Annotated in this window: 18 protein-coding genes and 1 pseudogene; 11 read left to right on the forward strand and 8 right to left on the reverse strand. The window is 70.6% G+C overall.

The features are described 5' to 3' along the window. Nucleotides 1-4 precede the first annotated feature (4 nt). Genes ACGF4F_RS36070 through ACGF4F_RS36090 form a run of 5 tightly spaced genes read left to right on the forward strand, consistent with a single transcriptional unit; the run spans nucleotide 5 to nucleotide 4,194 of the window. The gene (locus ACGF4F_RS36070; RefSeq protein WP_357446638.1) at nucleotides 5-955 is read left to right on the forward strand and encodes an ABC transporter permease; all 951 of its coding nucleotides are present in this window, start codon (nucleotides 5-7) and stop codon (nucleotides 953-955) included. Next, nucleotides 952-1,851 (forward strand): ABC transporter permease, encoded by a 900-nt coding sequence (locus tag ACGF4F_RS36075; RefSeq protein WP_357446641.1) that lies wholly within the window; start codon nucleotides 952-954, stop codon nucleotides 1,849-1,851. The genes ACGF4F_RS36070 and ACGF4F_RS36075 overlap by 4 nt, the downstream gene beginning before the upstream one ends. After that, the gene (locus ACGF4F_RS36080; RefSeq protein WP_357446644.1) at nucleotides 1,848-2,654 is read left to right on the forward strand and encodes an ABC transporter ATP-binding protein; all 807 of its coding nucleotides are present in this window, start codon (nucleotides 1,848-1,850) and stop codon (nucleotides 2,652-2,654) included. The genes ACGF4F_RS36075 and ACGF4F_RS36080 overlap by 4 nt, the downstream gene beginning before the upstream one ends. Continuing rightward, nucleotides 2,651-3,430, forward strand: coding sequence for an ATP-binding cassette domain-containing protein (locus ACGF4F_RS36085; protein ID WP_357446647.1), 780 nt, complete (start codon nucleotides 2,651-2,653; stop codon nucleotides 3,428-3,430). The genes ACGF4F_RS36080 and ACGF4F_RS36085 overlap by 4 nt, the downstream gene beginning before the upstream one ends. After that, on the forward strand, nucleotides 3,427-4,194 hold the full coding sequence (locus tag ACGF4F_RS36090) for a DUF1684 domain-containing protein (protein ID WP_357446650.1): 768 nt from the start codon (nucleotides 3,427-3,429) through the stop codon (nucleotides 4,192-4,194). Before ACGF4F_RS36085 ends, ACGF4F_RS36090 begins: the two co-directional genes overlap by 4 nt. Nucleotides 4,195-4,216: 22 nt before the next feature. Here ACGF4F_RS36090 and ACGF4F_RS36095 read toward each other — a convergent pair whose 3' ends face one another. The 6 genes from ACGF4F_RS36095 to ACGF4F_RS36120 form a co-directional block, all read right to left on the reverse strand. Continuing rightward, a complete protein-coding gene (locus ACGF4F_RS36095) occupies nucleotides 4,217-5,176 on the reverse strand; it encodes a hypothetical protein (protein ID WP_357446653.1) in 960 nt (319 codons plus the stop codon). A gap of 197 nt (nucleotides 5,177-5,373) precedes the next feature. Further along, nucleotides 5,374-5,736, reverse strand: coding sequence for a metalloregulator ArsR/SmtB family transcription factor (locus ACGF4F_RS36100; RefSeq protein ID WP_357446656.1), 363 nt, complete (start codon nucleotides 5,734-5,736; stop codon nucleotides 5,374-5,376). Between the two features lie 83 nt (nucleotides 5,737-5,819). Further along, nucleotides 5,820-7,697 (reverse strand): serine hydrolase, encoded by a 1,878-nt coding sequence (locus tag ACGF4F_RS36105; protein ID WP_357446659.1) that lies wholly within the window; start codon nucleotides 7,695-7,697, stop codon nucleotides 5,820-5,822. Nucleotides 7,698-7,707: 10 nt separating this feature from the next. Next, nucleotides 7,708-9,531: a glycoside hydrolase family 3 N-terminal domain-containing protein gene (locus ACGF4F_RS36110; RefSeq protein WP_357446662.1), complete on the reverse strand. Its 1,824-nt coding sequence runs from the start codon at nucleotides 9,529-9,531 to the stop codon at nucleotides 7,708-7,710. Nucleotides 9,532-9,629: 98 nt separating this feature from the next. Beyond that, a complete protein-coding gene (locus ACGF4F_RS36115; RefSeq protein ID WP_357446665.1) occupies nucleotides 9,630-10,760 on the reverse strand; it encodes an N-acetylmuramoyl-L-alanine amidase in 1,131 nt (376 codons plus the stop codon). A 246-nt stretch (nucleotides 10,761-11,006) separates the two neighbouring features. Next, complete coding sequence (locus ACGF4F_RS36120; protein ID WP_393084801.1) at nucleotides 11,007-11,909, reverse strand: LysR family transcriptional regulator; 903 nt, start codon at nucleotides 11,907-11,909, stop codon at nucleotides 11,007-11,009. Between the two features lie 109 nt (nucleotides 11,910-12,018). Here ACGF4F_RS36120 and ACGF4F_RS36125 point away from each other — a divergent pair, with 109 nt between their 5' ends. Next, nucleotides 12,019-12,981: an FAD-dependent oxidoreductase gene (locus ACGF4F_RS36125; RefSeq protein ID WP_357446671.1), complete on the forward strand. Its 963-nt coding sequence runs from the start codon at nucleotides 12,019-12,021 to the stop codon at nucleotides 12,979-12,981. Between the two features lie 79 nt (nucleotides 12,982-13,060). Here the strand turns inward: ACGF4F_RS36125 and ACGF4F_RS36130 are convergent, their stop codons facing one another. Then, nucleotides 13,061-13,525, reverse strand: a complete 465-nt coding sequence (locus tag ACGF4F_RS36130; protein ID WP_357446674.1) for a MarR family transcriptional regulator — start codon at nucleotides 13,523-13,525, stop codon at nucleotides 13,061-13,063. 210 nt (nucleotides 13,526-13,735) lie between these two features. On the opposite strand from ACGF4F_RS36130, the gene ACGF4F_RS36135 reads away from it, so the two are divergent. Beyond that, nucleotides 13,736-14,947, forward strand: coding sequence for an MFS transporter (locus tag ACGF4F_RS36135; RefSeq protein ID WP_393084805.1), 1,212 nt, complete (start codon nucleotides 13,736-13,738; stop codon nucleotides 14,945-14,947). A gap of 144 nt (nucleotides 14,948-15,091) precedes the next feature. On the opposite strand, the gene ACGF4F_RS36140 is transcribed toward ACGF4F_RS36135, so the two are convergent. Continuing rightward, nucleotides 15,092-16,171 carry a cell wall anchor protein gene (locus ACGF4F_RS36140; RefSeq protein ID WP_393084808.1) on the reverse strand — a complete coding sequence of 360 codons (1,080 nt, stop codon included), beginning with the start codon at nucleotides 16,169-16,171 and terminating at the stop codon, nucleotides 15,092-15,094. Between the two features lie 279 nt (nucleotides 16,172-16,450). Here ACGF4F_RS36140 and ACGF4F_RS36145 point away from each other — a divergent pair, with 279 nt between their 5' ends. From ACGF4F_RS36145 to ACGF4F_RS36160, 4 genes and pseudogenes are all read left to right on the forward strand, one after another. Beyond that, on the forward strand, nucleotides 16,451-17,557 hold the full coding sequence (locus tag ACGF4F_RS36145; RefSeq protein WP_393084811.1) for a serine hydrolase domain-containing protein: 1,107 nt from the start codon (nucleotides 16,451-16,453) through the stop codon (nucleotides 17,555-17,557). Nucleotides 17,558-17,694: 137 nt separating this feature from the next. Further along, complete coding sequence (locus ACGF4F_RS36150; RefSeq protein ID WP_357446686.1) at nucleotides 17,695-18,192, forward strand: YcxB family protein; 498 nt, start codon at nucleotides 17,695-17,697, stop codon at nucleotides 18,190-18,192. Between the two features lie 468 nt (nucleotides 18,193-18,660). Then, the gene (locus ACGF4F_RS36155; protein WP_387424413.1) at nucleotides 18,661-19,086 is read left to right on the forward strand and encodes a hypothetical protein; all 426 of its coding nucleotides are present in this window, start codon (nucleotides 18,661-18,663) and stop codon (nucleotides 19,084-19,086) included. Between the two features lie 16 nt (nucleotides 19,087-19,102). After that, nucleotides 19,103-19,322 (forward strand): annotated as a pseudogene (locus tag ACGF4F_RS36160) (hypothetical protein); the annotation flags it as partial.

A 19,322-nucleotide genomic window follows, 5' to 3' on the forward strand; every position in this document is an offset into this window, starting at 1 on the left:
AGCGGTGCTCAGCTACCTCATCCGTCGGGTCGCCTGGCTGATCGGTTCGCTGTTCGTCGCGGGCTCGGCGGTGTTCTTCCTGCTCCGGGTCCTACCGGGCGACCCGGCCGTCACGCTGCTGGCGGTCGGGTCCTCCCCGGACCAGATCGATGCGATCCGGCACCAGCTCGGCACCGACCGGCCGGTGCTGGCACAGTACGGCCACTGGTTGGGCGACCTGGTCGCCGGGAACCTCGGGGACAGCCTGTTCACCCAGATGCCGGTGCTCGATCAGATCGCCGGCCGGCTCCCGGTCACCGTGCCACTGGCGCTGAGCGCGTTCGTCCTGTCGATCGTCGTGGCCGTACCGATCGGGGTGTTCGCGGCGATACGGCGGCGAGGTCTGCTCGGGGTGGCGGTGTCGACGCTGGCGCAGGTGGGCATCGCGCTGCCCATCTTCTGGGTCGGGATCGTGGTGGTCTGGCTGGTCGCGGTGCGGTGGCGGGCGCTGCCGCCGGGCGGGTTTCCCCGCACCGGCTGGCAGGACCCGCAAGCCGCGCTCCAGTCACTGGTCCTGCCGGTGGCGACGCTGACCATCGCCCAAGGGTCGGTGCTGGTGCGCTACGTACGCTCGGCGACGCTCGATGTGCTGAGCCAGGAGTACGTGCGCACCGCCCGCTCCCTCGGGTACAGCCTGCCGCGGGCGCTGTGGCGGCACGGACCACGCAACGGCGCCGCAACCGTGGTCCAGATCCTCGGCATCCTGCTGGCCAGCTCACTGCTGGGCACCGTGGTCATCGAGAGCGTCTTCGCCCTGCCCGGCCTGGGCTCGCTGCTGTTGACCAGCGTGAAGGCCCGCGATCTGCCGATCGTGCAGGGCACGGTCTTCCTCATGACGGCGACCGTGCTGGTGGTGGGACTCGTCGTCGACGTCGCGCAGCGGCTGGTCGACCCGAGACTGCGAGGTTCGGCATGAGCACACCTCTGGTCGAAGCGGTCGAAACGATCGCGGCGCCCGACACCCCCGCCCGGCCACGCCGAGGTTGGCGCTCGCCGTCGTTCGTGCTCGGCTCGGCGCTGCTGCTGGCGGTTCTCGCCCTGGCGCTGGTGTCGCTGGTCTGGTCCCCGTACGGGCTGGACCACACCGACCCGGCGGCCCGGCTGGCAGACCCGTCCGCACGGCACTGGGCGGGCACCGATCGCCTGGGCCGCGACCAGTTCACCCAGCTGATGCTCGGCGCGCGTACCGCGGTGTGGATCGGGCTGGCCTCAATCGCGGTCGCGTTCATCATCGGCATCCCGTTGGGCCTGCTCGCGGCGGCCGCCGGCCGGTTCCTCGAGAACACCGTCGTCGGAGTGATCGACATCGTGATCGCCTTCCCGACCCTGCTGCTGGCGATGCTGCTGGTCACCGTGTACGGCGCGTCGGCCGCAGTCGCGATCAGCGCGATCGGCATCGGCGTCTCCGCCGAGGTGGCCCGGCTGACCCGGATCTCGGCGAGCCGTGTGTTCACCCAGGACTACGTCCTCGCGGCGCGTACCTGCGGCACGGGACCACTGATGATCCTGGTCCGGCACGTCCTGCCCAACATCTGGCACACCCTGCTGGTGCAGGCCACCCTCGCCTTCGGCGTCGCGGTCATCGCCGAGGCGTCGCTGTCGTACCTGGGGCTCGGCACCCCGCCGCCCGCGCCGTCGTGGGGCCGCATGCTCCAGGAGGCGCAGTCGACGGTGAGCGTCGCCCCGTGGAACGTCCTGCTGCCCGGCCTCGCCGTCGCCGTCACCGTCGTCGGGGTCAACCTGCTCGGTGACGGCCTGCGGGAAGTCCTCGACCCGCAGCTACGGCAGGAAAGGCAGGCAGCGCACCGATGACCATCCTGGAGACCACCGGGCTGACCATCACGCTCGACGGGCAGGCGCTCGTTCGCGACGTCTCGTTCGGCCTCGCCGCCCGCGACCGGGTCGGCCTCATCGGCGAATCCGGCTCGGGCAAATCGCTGACCGCGCTGGCGCTGCTGGGACTGCTACCGCCGGGCATGCGTACGAGCGGCCGCGTCCTCATCGACGGCGAGGACCTCCTCGGCGCGCCGGACCGGCAGTGGCGTCGGGTCCGTGGCCGCACCGTCAGCATCGTGTTTCAGGAGCCCCTGACCGCCCTGGACCCGCTGATGCCGGTCGGCCGCCAGATCGCCGGCCCGCTGCGGCTGCACCAGGGCCTCAACCGCAGCGACGCCGAGCGCCGCGCAATCGACTGGTGCGGCCGGGTGCACCTGCCTGACCCGGCCCGGCTGGTACGGGCCCTGCCGCACGAGCTTTCCGGCGGCCAACGACAACGGGTGGCCCTGGCGATGGCTCTCGCCTGCCGGCCCCGGCTGCTCATCGCCGACGAGCCGACGACCGCGCTGGACGTGACCGTGCAGGCGCAGATCCTCACCCTGCTCGACGAGCTGATCGAGGAGACCGGGGTGGGGCTGCTGTTCATCAGCCACGACCTGCCGGTCGTCGCCGGACTGGCCCGCCGTCTCCTGGTCATGCGCACGGGCCAGTTGGTCGAATCCGGCCCGGTCGACGACGTGCTGCACCGGCCTCGCTCCGGCTACGCCCGGCAGCTCGTCGCGAGCGCCGCCAGGGTGACCCGGCTGGCCCGCCCCGACGTGCGCAGGGAGGACCGATGAGCGATCCGATTCTCACCGGGCATCAGCTCACCCGATGGTTCCCGGGCCGCACCCGCCCGGCGCTCGACGGGGTGGACATCACCGTGCGGCCGGGCACCAGCCTCGGGATCGTCGGCGAGTCGGGCGCCGGGAAGTCGACCCTGCTGCGGCAGCTGCTCGGCGTGGACCGCCCGACCTCGGGCGAGATCCGCTTCGCCGGCGAGCCCCTCGACCGGGGCCGACACCGCGCGTTCCGCCGGCAGGTCCAGGTCGTCTTCCAGGACCCCCGGTCGTCGTTGAACCCCCGCATGTCGGTCGCGTCGATCGTCGCCGAGCCGCTGCGCTCGCTGCGCATCGGTACGGACCGGTCAGCCCGCGCCGAGCGCGTCGCCGAGGTGCTCACCGCGGTAGGTCTGCGCCCGGAAGACGGACGGCGCTACCCGCACGAGTTCTCCGGCGGTCAGCGCCAGCGCATCGCCATCGCGCGGGCGCTCGCACCGGCCCCGCGGATCCTGCTCGCCGACGAACCCGTCAGCGCCCTCGACGTCTCGGTCCGGCTGCAGATCATCGACCTGCTCAAGGATCTCGTTGACCGGCTCGGGCTCACGCTCGTGCTGGTCTCGCATGACCTGGCGATCGTCAGCCAGCTGTGCCAGGAGGTGCTCGTCATGCGCCACGGCCGCGTCGTCGAGCGCGGCCCGACCGCGGACGTGCTGACCAACCCCGCCGACGAGTACACCCGTGCCCTGCTGGCGGCCATCCCGCAACTGCCGCTCGACCTGCTGGAGGAACCGTGACCTTTGTTGATCAGTGGCGGACCTGGCGCGCCGCCCGTGAGGCGGCCGTGTCGGCGCCGGGCGGGGACCTCACGCTGACCGGCACGCACTGGCTGGTGGGGCGCACCCAGATCGACGGGATACCTGGCACCTGGTGGGCCGACGGAACCGACGTGCGGGTGTCCGGCGCCGAAGGCCTGCTCGTCGGCGGCGTACCGACCGCCGAGGGCCTCCTGCGGCCCGACCAGCGACTCATGGTCGGCGATGTCGAACTGAAGATCATCCGCCGCGGCGCCGACCTGGCGGTACGGACCTACGACCCGCACGCGCCGGCGGTTCGCCGGTTCGCCGGCATCGACGCGTTCGCCCCCGACCCCGCCTGGGTGGTAACCGCCGAGTTCACCCCGGCCGACGCCGACCAGACGCTGCGCACCGAACACAGCCACTCCGACCGGCTGGTGGACTACCCGGTCGTCGGCACGTTCACCTTCACGATCGACGGCCAGCAGGCCGAACTGGTCGCGCTGTACACCGGTCACGAGGGCGAAGCACACATCACGTTCCGGGACGCCACCAGTGGACGCGAGAGCTACGGCGCGGCCCGGTTTCTGTTGCTGCCCCTGCCGACGGTGGCAGGGCCGGTGGCGCTGGACTTCAACCGGGTCACCCTGCCGCCGTGTGCGTTCTCCGACGCCTTCATCTGCCCACTGCCGCCCCCGGGGAACATGCTGCCGTTCGCCGTCCGGGCCGGCGAGAAGGCAGTGCTTGATCAGCCAGCCGGTTAGGGGGTGTATCAATGCCGGGAGTTCACTGAGGACTCCACAGCAGGAGCTGAAACGGGTCCTCGCCGCAGGTGAGCCAGGTGCCGTCGCCGAGCGCCATTGGGTCCTCCGAAACGGGCATCGGGTACTCCACCTGGCCGAGCACGTCCCCCCGCGCCGTGTCGATCAGCCAGTGCCGCGTATGCCCGTTCCCCGCTATGGTGCTCGCGACAACCGTGCGCTCGTCGACGAAGCCGCACTGGTAGCCCCAGAAGGGCTCCTCCTCGGCGTCCGACAGCGCCTCAAGATGCGGGGAAAGCTGGTAGTCGGCGACCTCGTGCGTCACCGCGCCATCGGGAAGGCGATGGATTGCCGGCTCCCTTCCCCAGTGAGCGATCGTGAGGAGCCGCGTCCCACAGGGGCTGACATCGACGAGGCAGCGATCATCGTCACCGATGCGGGTGACCGTGAGTCGAGCGCCGTCCCACCGGCCCCACCGCAGCGGCGAGCCATCCTGGCCTTCGCCGACGCTCAGGCCCATCTGGCCCGGCTCCGGGTGGGCGATGTGGTGGGAGCCGGCGGTCGCGGTGCCGGTCGAGGCCCGCCCCAGGATGCGACCGTCGACGGCGTCGAGCACGAGCCACTCCTCGTCGAACTCCGGCTCGACGTCGTCCGGCAGCGGGGTGGGTACGTGGGCCCACACCGTGGAGCCGTCCGCACTGATCCAGCACGAACCATGATCGGGATGGCGGTGCTCCTCGCTGCCCGCGTACTCGGCGTAGGAGTCGTGAAAGGACGAGCAGGAGCTCCAGCACGCGTGCCGCACCCGCCAGCGCGGTGCGCCGGCGGCGTCGACCGCGTGCAGCGCACGCTGACCGCTGAAGACCGCCAGGTCGAGGGTGGGACTCACCGCATCGATCCCGCCCGCCCCACGCGGCCAGGGCGCCGGAAACCGGGCGGCGGGAGCGCCGTCACCGGCGACGAGCCGGTCCAGGTCGTACGCCAACAGTTCGTCGTCCTGCCGGATCACCACGAGCCGGCGATGCGGCCACCGTTGAAGGGCAGGTGTGTCCGCCGTGCGGGAGGAACCGGGTACGCGAGGAGCGTTCGCCGGCACGCGGAAGGACGCCACGAAGCGAGGGATGATGCGCACCGCATCATCCTGCCCGCCCGCTGCGACAGCGCGGTCCTCGGCAGCGCCGCTCAGCGAGTCCTCTTCGTCGGCCGCTTGCGGGGTGGGGTCAACAGGTCGGCTATCGCCGCGATCGCGGACGGCACCACGCGGTAGTACGCCCAGACGCCGCGTTTCTCGCGTTCGAGTAGGCCGGCCTCGGTGAGGATCCGAAGGTGATGACTCACGGTCGGCTGGGAGAGACCGAGCGGCGCGGTGAGGTCACTTACGGACGCCTCGCCCTCCGGGGCGGACTGGATCAGGCTGAGCAGCCGCAGTCGGGCCGGGTCGGCGAATGCCTTCAGCACTCCCGCGAGCCGCTCGGCATCGGCACGCTTGATCGGCTCGCCAGCCAGCGGCGAGATAGCAGGCTTAGCAGTTTTCGCAGTTGCCACGCCCGCTATCGTTCCACGAACACCATCGATCCGCTGGTGGAACCGGGTCCATACCCCGATGGCGATAAGAGGCCTCCGCCAGGTCAGTCACGGACGGGTGACCATCCGTCAGCGATGAGTCGGGAGTCGTCGCCGCCCTCGCCTTGGAAGAGCACTCCGTCCCGGTCAGTCGCGGCGATCTGGTCGACGTAGACCCCGCGGCCCTGGCCGGAGCCGTCGGTGGTGCTGATCCACCGCAGGTGGGTCGCCTGGTCGGGCAGCTCGACCGTGACCTGCCACCAGGCCCGGCCGCCGTAGCCGGTTACCGTGCCGTCGCTGGTCCACCTTCGGCCCCCGTTGTGCAGCAGCATCCGCCCCGGAGTCCAGGTGTGCCCTCCGTCGGTGGAGACCTCGAACCGGGCGTTGTCGTAACGGGGCTCGGTGTCGTACCAGAGTAGGAAGCTCGCCGTCCCGCTTCGCGCCGCCCGGCGCAGCGGAGCGGTGAGCGTGCTCGTCGCGAGGTCGCGCGGGTCGGCCCGCCAGGCCTCGCGCGACCGGGGGCGCACCGGCATCGCCTCGGCGAGGTCGCGTGCGACCACGCGCCGGGCGACGTTGTTGCTGCCCCAGCCGCGATCGGGGTGCACCCGGTTGCTGAGCAGGATGACGAACGAGTGGGAGAGTGGATCGATGACGATGGACGTGCCGGTGAAGCCGGTGTGCCCGAACGCCACGGGGGAGGAGAGCCCCATCATGTACCAGTGCTTGTTGAGCTCGAAGCCGAGCCCACGGTCGCTTTCCGGATAGGCGGACTCCAACGATGCGTTGTAGTTGACCAGCATCGCTCGCACGGTGTCTTCCCGCAGAATCCGCTGCCCGCGATAATCGCCGCCGTTGAGTAGTGCCTGGCAGAGGACGGCCAGGTCCGCGGCGGTGGAGAAGATCCCCGCGTGCCCGGCCACGCCGCCGAGCGACCAGGCGTTCTCGTCGTGCACCTCGCCCCAGACCATGCCGCGCCCGGCGTGCGGCTGGTACTCGGTCGCGGCGATCCGCGACCGCCGCTCCGGTCCCGGGTTGTAGCCGGTGTCGGTCATGCCGAGCGGCGCGGTGACTCCGTCGCGGACCAACTCGGCCAACGGCCGGCCGGTCACCCGTTCCAGCAGTACGCCGAGCGCGATCAGGCCGAGGTCGGAGTAGACGTACCGGGTGCCGGGCGGTGCCGTGAGCGGCGTGGCGAGCGCGGCGGCGAACCGCTCGGCCGGCGTCGGGTACCTGCTCCACAGCGCCGTGAATGCGGGCAGACCTGAGGTGTGGGTGAGCAGCATGCGTACGGTGACCGCCGCCTTGCCGCCGGCCGCGAACTCCGGGACGTAGCTGGCCACTGGTGCGTCCAGGTCCACCCGCCCCCGCTCGACCTGCTGCATGGTGACGATCGTGGTGAACAGCTTCGACACCGATGCCATGTCGAAGATCGTGTCGGGCCGCGTCGGGATCTGCTGGTCAGCGGGAAGCTCCACCCCGACCAGCTCGGGAGGCGGCCCGACGGCGGCGTACTTGACCGCCGCTCCCACGGCGGCGTGTTGCACGATCACGCCGTCCTTGGCCGCCAGGACCACGGCACCTGTGTACGCGGGATAACCGGGGTGGTCCGGGGTCGGCTGCAGATATGCCGCCAGGTCGGCGGGGAGGCGATCCACGTGGTCGGGGAGCAGGCCAACCTCGCGGGCACTGCCGCGCCGCAGCGTGTCCGCACGGAACTGGATGTCGGCGGGGGTGACGGCCGGCGGTCCGGACCCGGCCGGGGGCGGCACGGCGGCGGCGGGCGCCCCGGCGGCTGGCATCGCCGCGCCCAGGAGGGCCATGGTCAGGCCGAGCGAAACCGTGCGGAGCAGCGGGCGGGGGCACAGGTTTGCGGATCTCCTCCCCGCGCCAGCGCCGAGCGCTCCCACACCGACCGCACCGGTGCGGACATTCCTACGCTGCATGCGTCGCCTCCTACCAGGTCAGGCCGTGGCCATAGGGGTAGAGCACGGTGCCCACGCCCTCGGACGTGGGGATCGTGACGGGCAGCCGCCCGCTCGGGGACAGTTCGCCGTGCAGCGCGCGGACGAGGGCGTCCATCGCCGCCACGGTGTATGAGTAGGTCGCCACGTAGGTGGTCACACCCGGCAGGTACGCGATGTCGTACGGATCCCGGACCGCCGCCACCACCACGGGCTTCCCGGTGTCGACCAGCGCCGCGACGAGGCGCCGCTGGGTGCCACGTGGGTCTGTGACGACGTTGTCCCACGCCTTGTTCACCAGCACGACGGTGAGATCGTGGTTCGCCGCCTGGGCGGCCGCCGCAGCGATCTGCGCGTCCGACGGCAGGGTCGCGGGCTGGGCGGTGGCTCGGGCACCGCGGGCGGTGAACCCGCCGGCGACCGTCGCGATGGGAGCGAAGGCGGCACTGTTCCAACCGGTGACCAGCACCGACCGGTTCGCGTGGGCCAGCGGCAGCAGCCCGGCGTCGTTACGGACCGCGGTGAGGGTCGCGTCGGTCACCCGGGCGACGGCGGCGATGTGCTGGGGCGCGCCGACCGTCCGTACCGCCTCGTCGACATCGACCAGCGGCGACCCGGCCAGCCCTTGCCGGTATTTCATGGCGAGGATGCGCCGGACCGACTCGTCGATGCGCCGCTCGGTGAGCTCGCCGGTGGCGACGGCCCGCAGCACCGCATACCGCGCCAGCTGGAGGTCCGGCGGCATCAGGAGTTGGTCGGCGCCGGCCTTGAGCGCCAACACGGGTACCCGGTCATCGCCGTACTTCTTGCGCACGGCGGCCATGTTCAGCGCGTCGGTGACGATGACTCCCCGGAAGCCCAGTTCACCGCGCAGCACGCCGGTGAGAACCGCCGGCGACAATGTCGCGGGGTCGCCGGACGGGTCGAGCGCGGGCACCACGATGTGGGCGGTCATGATCGACTCGACGCCCGCGGCGATCGCCTGCCGGAACGGCGGCGCGTCGATCCGGTCCCACTCCGCCCGGCTGTGGTCGATCACCGGCAGGCCGGTGTGGCTGTCGTCCGACGTGTCGCCGTGGCCGGGGAAATGCTTCGCTACCGCGGTCACGCCAGCGCCGTCCTGGAACCCGCCGACCTGTGCGGCGGTCAGCTCGGCCACCAGGGCGGGGTCGGCGCCGAAGGACCGTACGCCGATCACCGGGTTGGCCGGGTTGATGTTGACGTCGGCGATCGGCGCGTACGGCTGGCGGACGCCGACCGCCCGCAGCTCCCGTCCGGTGATCTCCGCCGCCGTGTACGCGGCCTCCGGCGACCGCCCGGCGCCCAGGGCCATCGCCCCGGGGAACTGCGCGGCGGGGGCCGGCATCCGCAGCACCACGCCCTGTTCCTGATCCGTGGAGATGAGCAGCGGCACCCGACCCTTGGCGCCGTCACCGAGGGCGGCGCGCTGGAGCCCGTTGGACAGCGTTGCGATCTGCCGGGGGCTGTCCAGGTTGTGCGACCAGGAGAAGAGGATGACGCCGCCGAGGTGGAACCGGTCGATGACCTCGGCCGGCGTCTCGACGCCGAACGCGGTCCGGTTGGCGGCCCGGTCGGCGGCCGTGGGCTCGGCGGCGTCAGCGCCGTAGACGTAGGTGGAAAAGAGCTGGCCGACCTTCTGCTCCAGGCTCATGTGCCGCAAGGTCGAGGTGACCCAGCCGTGCTCGGCGGCGGTGGGCGGGTCCACAGGCGCGGCGGAGGCCTGGACGGGGAGTGGCAGGACGGTGGTCGCCAGAGCGGCCAGCAGAACGAACGCGGTGCCGAGTCGAGCCTTCATGGACGACGACCTCTCAGTCCGAATGACTGAAACTTAGCTACACGTCGATATATCGTCAAGAAGGTTAGCTACAGGGCGGCCGGTTGAGTTCGCGGCGTTCAGTGCTGGAAGGCCGAACGAACTGTGCCGCCGACAATCGCGCACCAGGTGTCCACGTCGACCTTCCCATTGGGTACCAGGCCGTGCAGGCGCTGCATGTCTTGGACCGCCTTCATGGTGTTGTGGTCGAAGTCGCCGGTCAACGTGACGTCGTCGTACCCCTTGCGGCCGAGCAGGAACTGCACCGCGTTGACGGGAAGACCGCTGGCGTCCTTCTCGAGTGTCGGCACAAGCGCTTCCCAGGTGGCCGCGTCGAAGGTCGCGTCCGGGTCAACCGGAATCCCGTGGCTGGCTTGGAAGTCGGCCACGACGGGATTCATGTCATAGCCGAAGTTGCCGTTCGGAGTCAGCGGGTACCCGAGATCCGCGAGCAGGTACTGCGCGACCTGCACAACCGGGCCGTCAACGAAACGCCAGATGTCGGGCCAGCGGCGCGCGGGGATGTCCGACTCTGGTGTGCCGAGTGCGGCCGCGACGCGCGAGCGCACCATCGGGAACAATCGGTAGAAGGCGATGCCCGGGCACTGGGTGGGGTAGAAGTCCCAGTGGCCGAAGATGTCCCATGGCTGCAGCCGGAACTGCTGGCACACGGCGGTGCACAACCTCACCAGCGCGTCGAGCAGTGCGTCCGGCGGCGTCTCGGTGATGTAGGTGCCCTCGTTCTCGATCCCGATCGCGTTCCCGTTCTCGCCCGGGCAGTGTGCGGCGCTGACCTGGTGCGCGCCCGCGTCGAGCGTCTCCAGGCTGCGGCGGCGACCTTCCAGCACGTAGCCGCCACGGCTGACCGTGAAGTGCTGTCCGGTGTCCACCCAGCCGTTGCCGTCCATGTGCAGGTCCTGGCAGTCCCGCGCCAGTTGCATCGCGTGGTCGCGCGAGTAGTCCGTGACGTTCGGGAACGCCATGTGATGCAGGATGATCTTGTTGGTGGTGTTGCCGGTGATCTGAATCGCTCCCCTTGGCGGGCGCGCGCCCCATGTGTCGCAGTCAATGATCCAGGGGAACATGGCGCTGGGCGCGGCGCCCGCTGGTGCCGCCACGAACAGGTCAGTGCCGACGATCGCCGCGATTCCAGTACCCAGACCTGCCTTGAGCAGGGTACGACGGTCGACCTCGTGCCGATGAGTTGACATGCGCTGCCTCCGTGAGGGGTGTGGAACAACAACGACAACTGTTGTGGGAGGTCACCTCGCCGAACGGTGGGTGGACTGGCATGGCGCCACCTTCATCCGCGAAGATCGATGGTGAAACATTTCGACTATTCCACCGCAGCGCCTGGCAATTTTCAACAGGCTAGGCGTCAACGGTCGGCTGCGGCGTCACGGCACCCGACATCTGCTTCTCCAGCGACCGTGACGTCTACCGTCGTCTCGCCGGCCTCAGTCGAGCAGGGCGAGGAAGCGGCGCAGGGCCGGGTTCGTGCTGTCGCGGGGCCAGCACAGAGCCACGTCCACGGTGGGCGTCGGGGCGGTGAACCGGCGCAGCCGTACATCGCGCAGCCGCAGCGCGCGGGCGCGGCCGGCCGGGACGGCCGCGACCACGTCTCCCTGCGCCACCGCCCGCAGTAGTTGCTCGTCGTCCGGCTCCTGTCGGACAAGGTTGAAGCCGCCGTGCGGCCAGACCTGGGCGATCGTGCGGTCGAACATGCCGGGGCCGTTTTCGCGCGGCCACATCACGGCCGGCAGGTCGACCACCTCGGCCCGGCTGATCCGACGGCGACCGGCGGCGAGAGTGTAACCCGCAGGCAGGGCAAGCAGCAGTTCCTCGGTGTCGACGGTCCGGCAGGCCAGCGCGGGCTCGTCGACCGGCGGGCGGACGAACGCCGCGTCGAGCCGGCCGGCGAGCAGGCCGGCCACGTTCGGCGCCGTCCAGGCCGTCTCCGGGACCACCTCGACGTCCGGGTGGGCAGCCCGGAACCGGGCGACCAATGCGTCGACCCGGCCGCCCCGCGCCGACCGGGTGTACGCCAGCCGGAGCCGGCCGCCCCGCCCGCGTACCAGGTCTCGGATGCGGGCCGTGCCCGCGTCCACCTCCACGAGCAGCCGGGCTGCCTCGCCGGCGATCCGCGCCCCCACCTCGGTTAGCGTGCAGCCCCGGCTGGTGCGGTGTACCAGCGACACGCCGAGTTGGCGTTCCAGGGCGCGGATCTGCTGGCTGAGCGCGGGCTGTGCGATGTGCAGCCGGGCGGCGGCCCGGGTGAAGTGCAGCTCCTCGGCGAGCACCGCGAAGTAACGCAGCCGCCGCAGGTCCGACCAGACGTCCAGGGCCGGCGAGTCGAACATGGGCCGATCATAAGCGGCGCTTATCGCCGGCTACCCGATCCGTCTTGGACGGCGGCCCGTCGGAACGGTGACGATCCGAGGCCAACGGCACGAGCGACGGGAGCGGACGATGATGGCGGCAACGGACGTGGTGGTGGTCGGGGGCGGGGTCATCGGGATGACGGCGGCGGTCACCCTCCAGCAGCGGGGGGCGCGGGTGACCGTGCTGGCCGCCGACGACCCGGCGGACACGGTGTCCACGGTGGCCGCCGCGGTCTGGTATCCGAGCCACACCGACCAGGACCCGCGGGTGCTGCGCTGGGCGCGGGAGACGCATACGGAGCTGGGCCGCCAGGCGGCGGACGGCGCGCCGGGGGTGGTCAACCGGCCGACCCGGATGCTGCTGCGCCAGCCGTACGCCAGTCCGCCGTGGTGGGCGGAGGCGTGCGGGGATCTGGTGGCCGAGGCGGTGCGGCCGCCGTACACGGCGCTGCTGCGGTTCACGGCGCCGACGGTCGAGATGAGCCTGTACCTGGCCTGGCTACGGCAGCGGCTGGAAGCCGGCGGCGGGCGGGTGCTGCGCCGCCGGGTGCGACGGCTCGCCGACGCGTTCGAGACCGCGCCGACGGTGGTCAACGCGACGGGGCTGGCCGCCGGCCAGCTCGCCGCCGACCCGGCCGTGCACCCGGTGCGCGGGCATCTGGTGCTGGTGGCGAACCCGGGCCTGACGGTCTCGGTGCGAGACGAGGACGACCCGGCCGGGATCACGTACGTGCACCCGCGCCGGCACGACGTGGTGCTCGGCGGCACATACCAGCCGGGGGTCGGGCACACCGCGCCCGACCCGGACACGGCGGCGGCGATCCGGCGCCGCTGCGTCGCGCTGGTGCCGGCGCTGGCCGACGCGCCGGTGCTCGGCGAGCGGATCGGGCTGCGGCCGGCCCGGCACGGCGGCCCCCGGGTCGAGGTGGATCCGGACCCGGCGGGCCCACCCGGCAGCCGGCTGGTGCACGCGTACGGCCACGGCGGGGCGGGGGTCACCCTGTCCTGGGGATCCGCCGCCGAGGTGGCAGACCTCGCCCTGGACGGCTGACCGAACCGAGAAACGTGCGCGCGGATCCGCCGCTGACAAAGCCGTTACCGAGGCAGGCCCCTGTCGTACATCCTCCCCGTCAGGCGGGGGCTTGCGACGTCTGTGCCGGTAGCTGGTGCAGCGCGTCCACCAGCGGTGCGAGCTCCGGAAGGTTCTCGGCCTGTGCCAGCGTGTTGGCGAGAACCTCGTCGTGCGTCGGGCGCGCCTGGTTGAGCAGGGCCGAGCCCTGCTCGGTGAGTTCGGTGTAGATACCGCGGCGGTCGTCCTGGCACAGGATGCGGGTGAGCAGGCCACGGTCCTCCAGCCGGTTGACCAGCCGGGTGGTGGCGCTGCCGGAGAGGGCGGCGGCGCGGGCGAGTTGCTGCATGCGCATGTGCCAGCCGTCCTGGCGCGACAAGGCGTCGAGCACGGTGTATTCCACGACCGAGAGGTGGTGCTCGGCCAGCAGGGCCTTCTCCAGGGCGGTGTCGATGAGGCCGTGCAGGGCCGCGAGGGTCCGCCAGCCCTGGGCGCGGATCTCGACCGCGTCGTCGCGGATGCCCACGTCCTGTACTCCTTGCTGTCACCGTTTGTCGCCGACCGTCCGGATCGGGTCCCAGCGCTGTCGCCGCAATTCTAGCCGCGTACGCCGATTGTTGCAGTCGCCAGCTATGTGACCAGTGGCACGCTTGCGCCGATAGGCGGCGTGCGCAAGTATCTCTGTTGCGCACGCCGGTAGTTGCAGGCGCGCTACATGTCCGCAACGGGAGAACTGATGTCTGCTGAACCGAAGAAGCTGCCACTGTGCCTGCTCGCTCTTGCGATCGGTGGGTTCGGTATCGGCCTCACCGAATTCGTGATCATGGGCCTGCTGCCCGAGGTCGCCACCGACTTCGCCGTCACCGAATCCGCCGCCGGGTGGCTGATCTCCGGCTACGCCCTGTCCGTCGCCGTCGGTGCGATCGGCCTGACCGCCGCCGTCACCCGGTTCAACCGCAAGCACGTCCTGACGGGGCTGATGCTCCTGTTCGTCGCCGGAAACCTGGCCTCGGCGCTGGCCGGGACGTACGAACTGATGATGGTCGGCCGCATCCTCGCAGCCCTGAGCCACGGCGCCTTCTTCGGCATCGGCTCGGTCGTCGCGGCGAGCCTCGTCGCACCGTCCCGTCAGGCAGCCGCCATCGCCATGATGTTCACCGGGCTCACCGCCGCCAACGTGCTCGGCGTCCCGTTCGGCACGTTCCTCGGCCAGCAACTGGGCTGGCGATCCACGTTCTGGGCGATCACCGCCATCGGCGTCGTCGCCCTGGTCGGCATGGCCGCCCTGGTCCCGTCACAGACCGCCACCGCCAGCACCGGCGGGCTACGCCACGAAGTCAAGGCCTTCGCCCACCCACAGGTGTGGTTCTCGCTCCTGATCACGGTCCTCGGCTTCGGAGGCATGTTCGGCGCGTTCACCTACATCGCATACACCCTGACCGAGGTCAGCGGCTTCGCCGCCGCCACCGTCCCGTGGCTGCTGGTCCTGTTCGGCGTCGGCCTGTTCGCCGGCAACACCCTCGGCGGCAAGGCCGCCGACCGGTCGGTGCCCGCGACGCTCACCGCCGTCCTCGCCGCACTGACCACGGTCCTGGTCATCTTCGCCGTCACCGCGCCGAGCCAGATCATGACCGTCGTCTCGCTGGCGCTCATGGGCGCGTTCGGCTTCGCCACCGTGCCCGGCCTGCAGATGCGGATCATGCAGTACGCCGGGCAGGCGCCCACGCTGGCCTCCGGCGCGAACATCGCCGCCTTCAACGTCGGTAACGCCCTCGGCGCCTGGATCGGCGGCGTGACCATCACCGCCGGACTCGGCTACACCTCCACGCTGTGGGACGGCGCCGCGCTCAGCTTCGCCGGCCTCCTGGTCCTGCTGATCGCCACCCGGCACGCCGTACGCCGCGACGCAACGCCCGCCGCGGTCAACACCGCCGGCACCTGGGCCTGATACCGAGCCACGCACCTGGACACCGGCGTCCACCGTCGTGGTCGACGACAAGACCGCACGGGCATCGCCGTTTGCCGTGAAGGGGTGGGGCGGTCTCAGCCACCCCACCCCTCAATGGGTTCTCATCCAGACGGCAGACGGCCGTCAGGCGTTCGGTACTTCGTCATCGGGGGCCGTCAGGACGAGCCGGCGTCGGCGGGTGACGAGGAAGAGCACCGCGCCGAGCGCCACGACGCCCGCGCCGATGCCACCGATCAGCCCGGCCTGGACGCCGGTCACCGGCAGGCCGCCGCCCGAGCCGCCCGAGCCGTCACCGTCCGAGCCGCTGCCGCCCGCAGCGCCGACGTGGACCCGAAACTCGGCAGTGTTGTCGGCCGGGTTGGCGTCCCTGACGTTGATCGCCGACTGGGCCTTGAGGCCCTTGGGCAGCTTGCCGTTCGTGCTGCGAGCCACTGAGGCGGGGCTGACCTCGGTCTGGGTGGCTAGGGCGACACCGGTGAGCTTTCCGCCCTTCAGCACCACCGGTCCGGGAGCGTCCTTGGCCACGGTCACCGGGAAGACGATGCCCACGACCGAGAGGATGTCGTCGTCCTTACCGCTGTCCTGGTCGATCGGCACCAGCGTGACGTCCTCGTAGTCGCACGTGACTGTGCGATTGCCCGTGCCGTAGGTGCAGCCCGGCTCCGCCTCGGCGAAGGTCACGTGCTCGGGCAGCGCGACGGAGACCTTGAGGCCCTTGGCGATGGTGTCCCCGACATTGCCGACGGCGCCGAGGACGAAGCTGCTGCCGCCCGGCGCTACCGGCTTGTCGGTCAACTCCCCGTCGTCGGTCACCTGGTACACGTCCTCGGCCACGGCCACCAGATCGACGCCCTTGGCCGGCACGTCGACCGTGACGGTCGCCGAGTTGTTGGCCTGGTCGGGGTCGGAATCCGACACCGCGGTGACGGTGAAGGATCCGGCGGCGCCCGTCTTGCCCACCACAGGCGTCAGCGCGAACGGGGTCTTCTGCAGGAAGCTGTTCCCGACAGCAAGCCCGGGCTCCTCCCGGCACAGCAGCTTCTCGCCGCTGCGCTCGCAGCCGAGCTGCTGCGATGCCCCGACCGTGACCTTGCTGTCGTCCAGGCCGCTGAGGTCGTACTCAAGGGTCCAGTACGAGCCGTCAGCCGGGCCCTTGTTAACCACGGTGGTGGTCAGTTCCCTGACCGAGTCGCCTGCGGTCACGGAAGTGGCCGAGGTAGTCAGCTCCAGGTCGGCGCCACCAGGCTCTGCATACGCCGGGCTGGTGGCGAGCAGGGTGGCGGATGCGAATAGCGCCAGTGAACTTACGCCAGCGCGCCTTACCGCACGCATTCTCATGTATCCCCCGTACATCGAAGGGCGGAAGTGGGACCGGGGTACGGTATCGGAGACGGGCAGCCCTCGCTACGTCACAAGCTGATACGGGCGCAGCTTGGCGGCGATGTCGTGGAACGTACGCCGAGACACCACCAACATCGTCACGTGCGCCAGGCCGCCGCGAAACCTCGGCGGCGGTGCACGCCTATCGGCGGCGCGAACGTTACGCGGCGTGACGCCGTTATCGGCGTCCGGCCGGCAGGCGACACGATCTGTCGCATGGCCTCGATGACGAAGCCGGTCGTCGCCGCGTGTGCGATGACGCTCGTCGAGGACTGCACCCTCCGCCTCGATGACCAGGTCGACGACCTCCTCCCGGAGCTGGCGGACATGACCGTGCTCGCCGATCCCAACGGGCCACTGGACGACACCGTGCCGGCGAATCGCGCGATAACGCTGCGGGATCTGCTGACCTTCACCCTCGGCACCGGCATGGTCCCTGCCGAGCCGGGAACGGTCCCGATCGCCGACGCGCTGAACACACCCGGCGAGCCGCCGCCCGACGAGTGGATCCGCCGGCTCGGCACGCTCCCTCTCGTCCATCAGCCAGGTGAGCGCTGGATGTACGACACCGCCGCCGACGTGACGGGCGTGCTCATCGCCCGGGCCACCGGCATGTCCTTCGGGGATGCCCTGCGCGAGCGGATCTGCGATCCGCTCGGGATGAAGGACACCGCCTTCAGCGTGGGCGGCGAGAGCATCGGCCGGTTGGCGACGGCGTACGAGCGCGACAATGCCGCCACTGGTGAGCCGGTCGTCGAAGACGGCCCCGACGGGCAGTGGAGCCGGCCGCCGGCGTTCGAAGGAGGTGGCGGCGGGCTCGTCTCGACCGCCGACGACTACCTCGCCTTCGCCTCGGCTCTGCTCGCGGGCGGCACCCACCACGGCGAGCGGGTGCTCTCGCGGCCATCGGTGACCCTGATGACCAGCGACCACCTGACCGCGGCGCAGAAGGCGGTCTCCGGGTTCTGGCCGGGGTACTTCGACACCATGGGCTGGGGTTTCGGGATGTCGGTCCGCACCCGCCGTACGCACCTCGGCCCCTCGGTCGGGAGCTACGGATGGCCCGGTTTCTACGGCACCGCCTGGTACAACGATCCCGCCGAGGACATGACGACGATCTTCATCATGCAGCGGGCGCACGCGGGCGACCAGAGGCTGCCGACGTGGCTCGACTTCTGGACCGCTGTCTACCAGGCGATCGACGACTGACCGCGGGGGCCCGGAGACCGCCAAGCCAGGCTGTGGTGTCCACAGCGCCGCCCGGGGGCCGGACCAGTGACCTACTCACCGGCCGGCGGGGCGCGAGTCAGGCACTGCCGGGGCGGGTGGGGCACTATCGTTCTGGCGTGCACATCCGTTTTGACGTCCCAGCCGATCCCGCCTACCCAGGCCGCGTGGCGGCCGCGCTCAGCAGCGTTCGGCTGCGCAGGTACGGTTATATCGGCGCGGTGCTGGCGGCGGTCGGGGCGATCGGTTTCGCCGTCTCGCAGGGGTTCGGGTGGGGCGATCAGATCTCGCCGCTGTGCTTGGCGATGGTCGCGGGTGGCCTGCTGTCGATGCTGTACTCGCCGTGGGTGCGGTGGCGCGCTCGGCGCCGATCCAGTCAATACGCTGTCGAGGGCGCCTACGACATCACCGACGACAACATCATGATGCGCAGCGGCTCGGAGTCCGGCGGCATCGCCTGGGACGGGGTCGCCCAGGTAAGGGACACGCCCGAGTTCTGGATCGTGTATGTCGGCCGGATGCCGGCGACCGTGATCCCACGCCGCTTGATGTCCGCCGAGGACGCCGAGACGTTGCGTGCCTATATGGCCAAACGCGGGCTGCTCCAGCATCGGTGAACTCATTTGCCGCGACGCGGGCGGCGACTCGACCACCAATTCGGTCACCCTCAGTAGTCGGATCTTGACGCTGACCGGGTCGGCCGCCGCGCCGAACGCTTCACCCACGGCCAGCACATCGGCGATCTGATCCCCGGCTACGCCGTCGACATCGAGGCCAGCCTTACTCAGCAGCTGGACCGGTCGGGGCACAGGAACTGCGATGGAGCCATACCAACCACAACCTCGAGAAGCATGCCGCAGCGTGGGCGACAGCCGTGCCGCGACTCGGTGATCCCGCGGGTGGAACTGGCCGGCGGTCGCAAGCGCCCCCGGCAAGCTGAATCGGGTGATTCGCCGGATGGCCGCAAGCGAGACCAGCTCTCACCCCGTGCTGCCGCACGCCGCTCAGTTCATCGCACACGCCGGCTTGCGATACGAGTACGGGCACAGACATCCACGCAGCTCCGCTCTACGGCATGAGCCCCCATGACCGGTGCGCGGATCTCGCCGAGCAGTCATGCCGACGCCATTCCGCCAACTGACCGCAAATTGGAGCTGCGTCGCCAGTCCTCTACTGTCATCATGTTCGCCGTGCCAGACCGTGTGATGTTCGTTCAGTTGAAGACGGGCCACGACACCGACAAAGGGCCGGCGTGGATCAGTCACGTGCGGTTCAGCAAGAGCTGGCAGACGGCTTACTGGCATGGTAAGACGCTCCGGCGCGGGCGTGGCATGTCTGACGCCAACTTCTACGACGTAGATACCGACGAGGAGTATTGGATCTCCGGACCGCACCGCGACCGCGCGGACACGCGCTACAGCGGCATGCGGCCCGAGATCGATGACGACGTCCGCCAGGCGTACGAGGCATTCCTTCGCGGTGATCCTCTACCAGGCCGCGAACACGGCTGACCTTCCTGGCTCAGCGCCCGAAGGCACCGACCTGTCCCGGTGGGGCGCCGAGGACATCGACGCCGTCGCGGCCACGCTCAACGCTCGGCCCCGCAAGGCACTCGGGTGGAAGACACCCGCTGAGGTGTTCAACGAACAGCTAGCGTCTGACCGGAAAATGAGCCTGACCAGGGCGGGTCTTGTGCAGGGGGCATCGCCGGGCTGGTGGGGGCCGGTCCGGTGTGATGTTGGTGGTT

The sequence above is a fragment of the Micromonospora sp. NPDC047740 genome (genome assembly GCF_043204735.1).
Lineage (GTDB): Bacteria > Actinomycetota > Actinomycetes > Mycobacteriales > Micromonosporaceae > Micromonospora.

Coding starts and splice junctions, on each gene's coding strand:
- ACGF4F_RS36075 (WP_357446641.1), top strand. CDS start 952: ATGAGCACACCTCTGGTCGAAGCGGTCGAAACGATCGCGGCGCCCGAC.
- ACGF4F_RS36080 (WP_357446644.1), top strand. CDS start 1,848: ATGACCATCCTGGAGACCACCGGGCTGACCATCACGCTCGACGGGCAG.
- ACGF4F_RS36085 (WP_357446647.1), top strand. CDS start 2,651: ATGAGCGATCCGATTCTCACCGGGCATCAGCTCACCCGATGGTTCCCG.
- ACGF4F_RS36105 (WP_357446659.1), bottom strand. CDS start 7,697: ATGCAGCGTAGGAATGTCCGCACCGGTGCGGTCGGTGTGGGAGCGCTC.
- ACGF4F_RS36110 (WP_357446662.1), bottom strand. CDS start 9,531: ATGAAGGCTCGACTCGGCACCGCGTTCGTTCTGCTGGCCGCTCTGGCG.
- ACGF4F_RS36115 (WP_357446665.1), bottom strand. CDS start 10,760: ATGTCAACTCATCGGCACGAGGTCGACCGTCGTACCCTGCTCAAGGCA.
- ACGF4F_RS36120 (WP_393084801.1), bottom strand. CDS start 11,909: ATGTTCGACTCGCCGGCCCTGGACGTCTGGTCGGACCTGCGGCGGCTG.
- ACGF4F_RS36125 (WP_357446671.1), top strand. CDS start 12,019: ATGATGGCGGCAACGGACGTGGTGGTGGTCGGGGGCGGGGTCATCGGG.
- ACGF4F_RS36135 (WP_393084805.1), top strand. CDS start 13,736: ATGTCTGCTGAACCGAAGAAGCTGCCACTGTGCCTGCTCGCTCTTGCG.
- ACGF4F_RS36155 (WP_387424413.1), top strand. CDS start 18,661: ATGACCGGTGCGCGGATCTCGCCGAGCAGTCATGCCGACGCCATTCCG.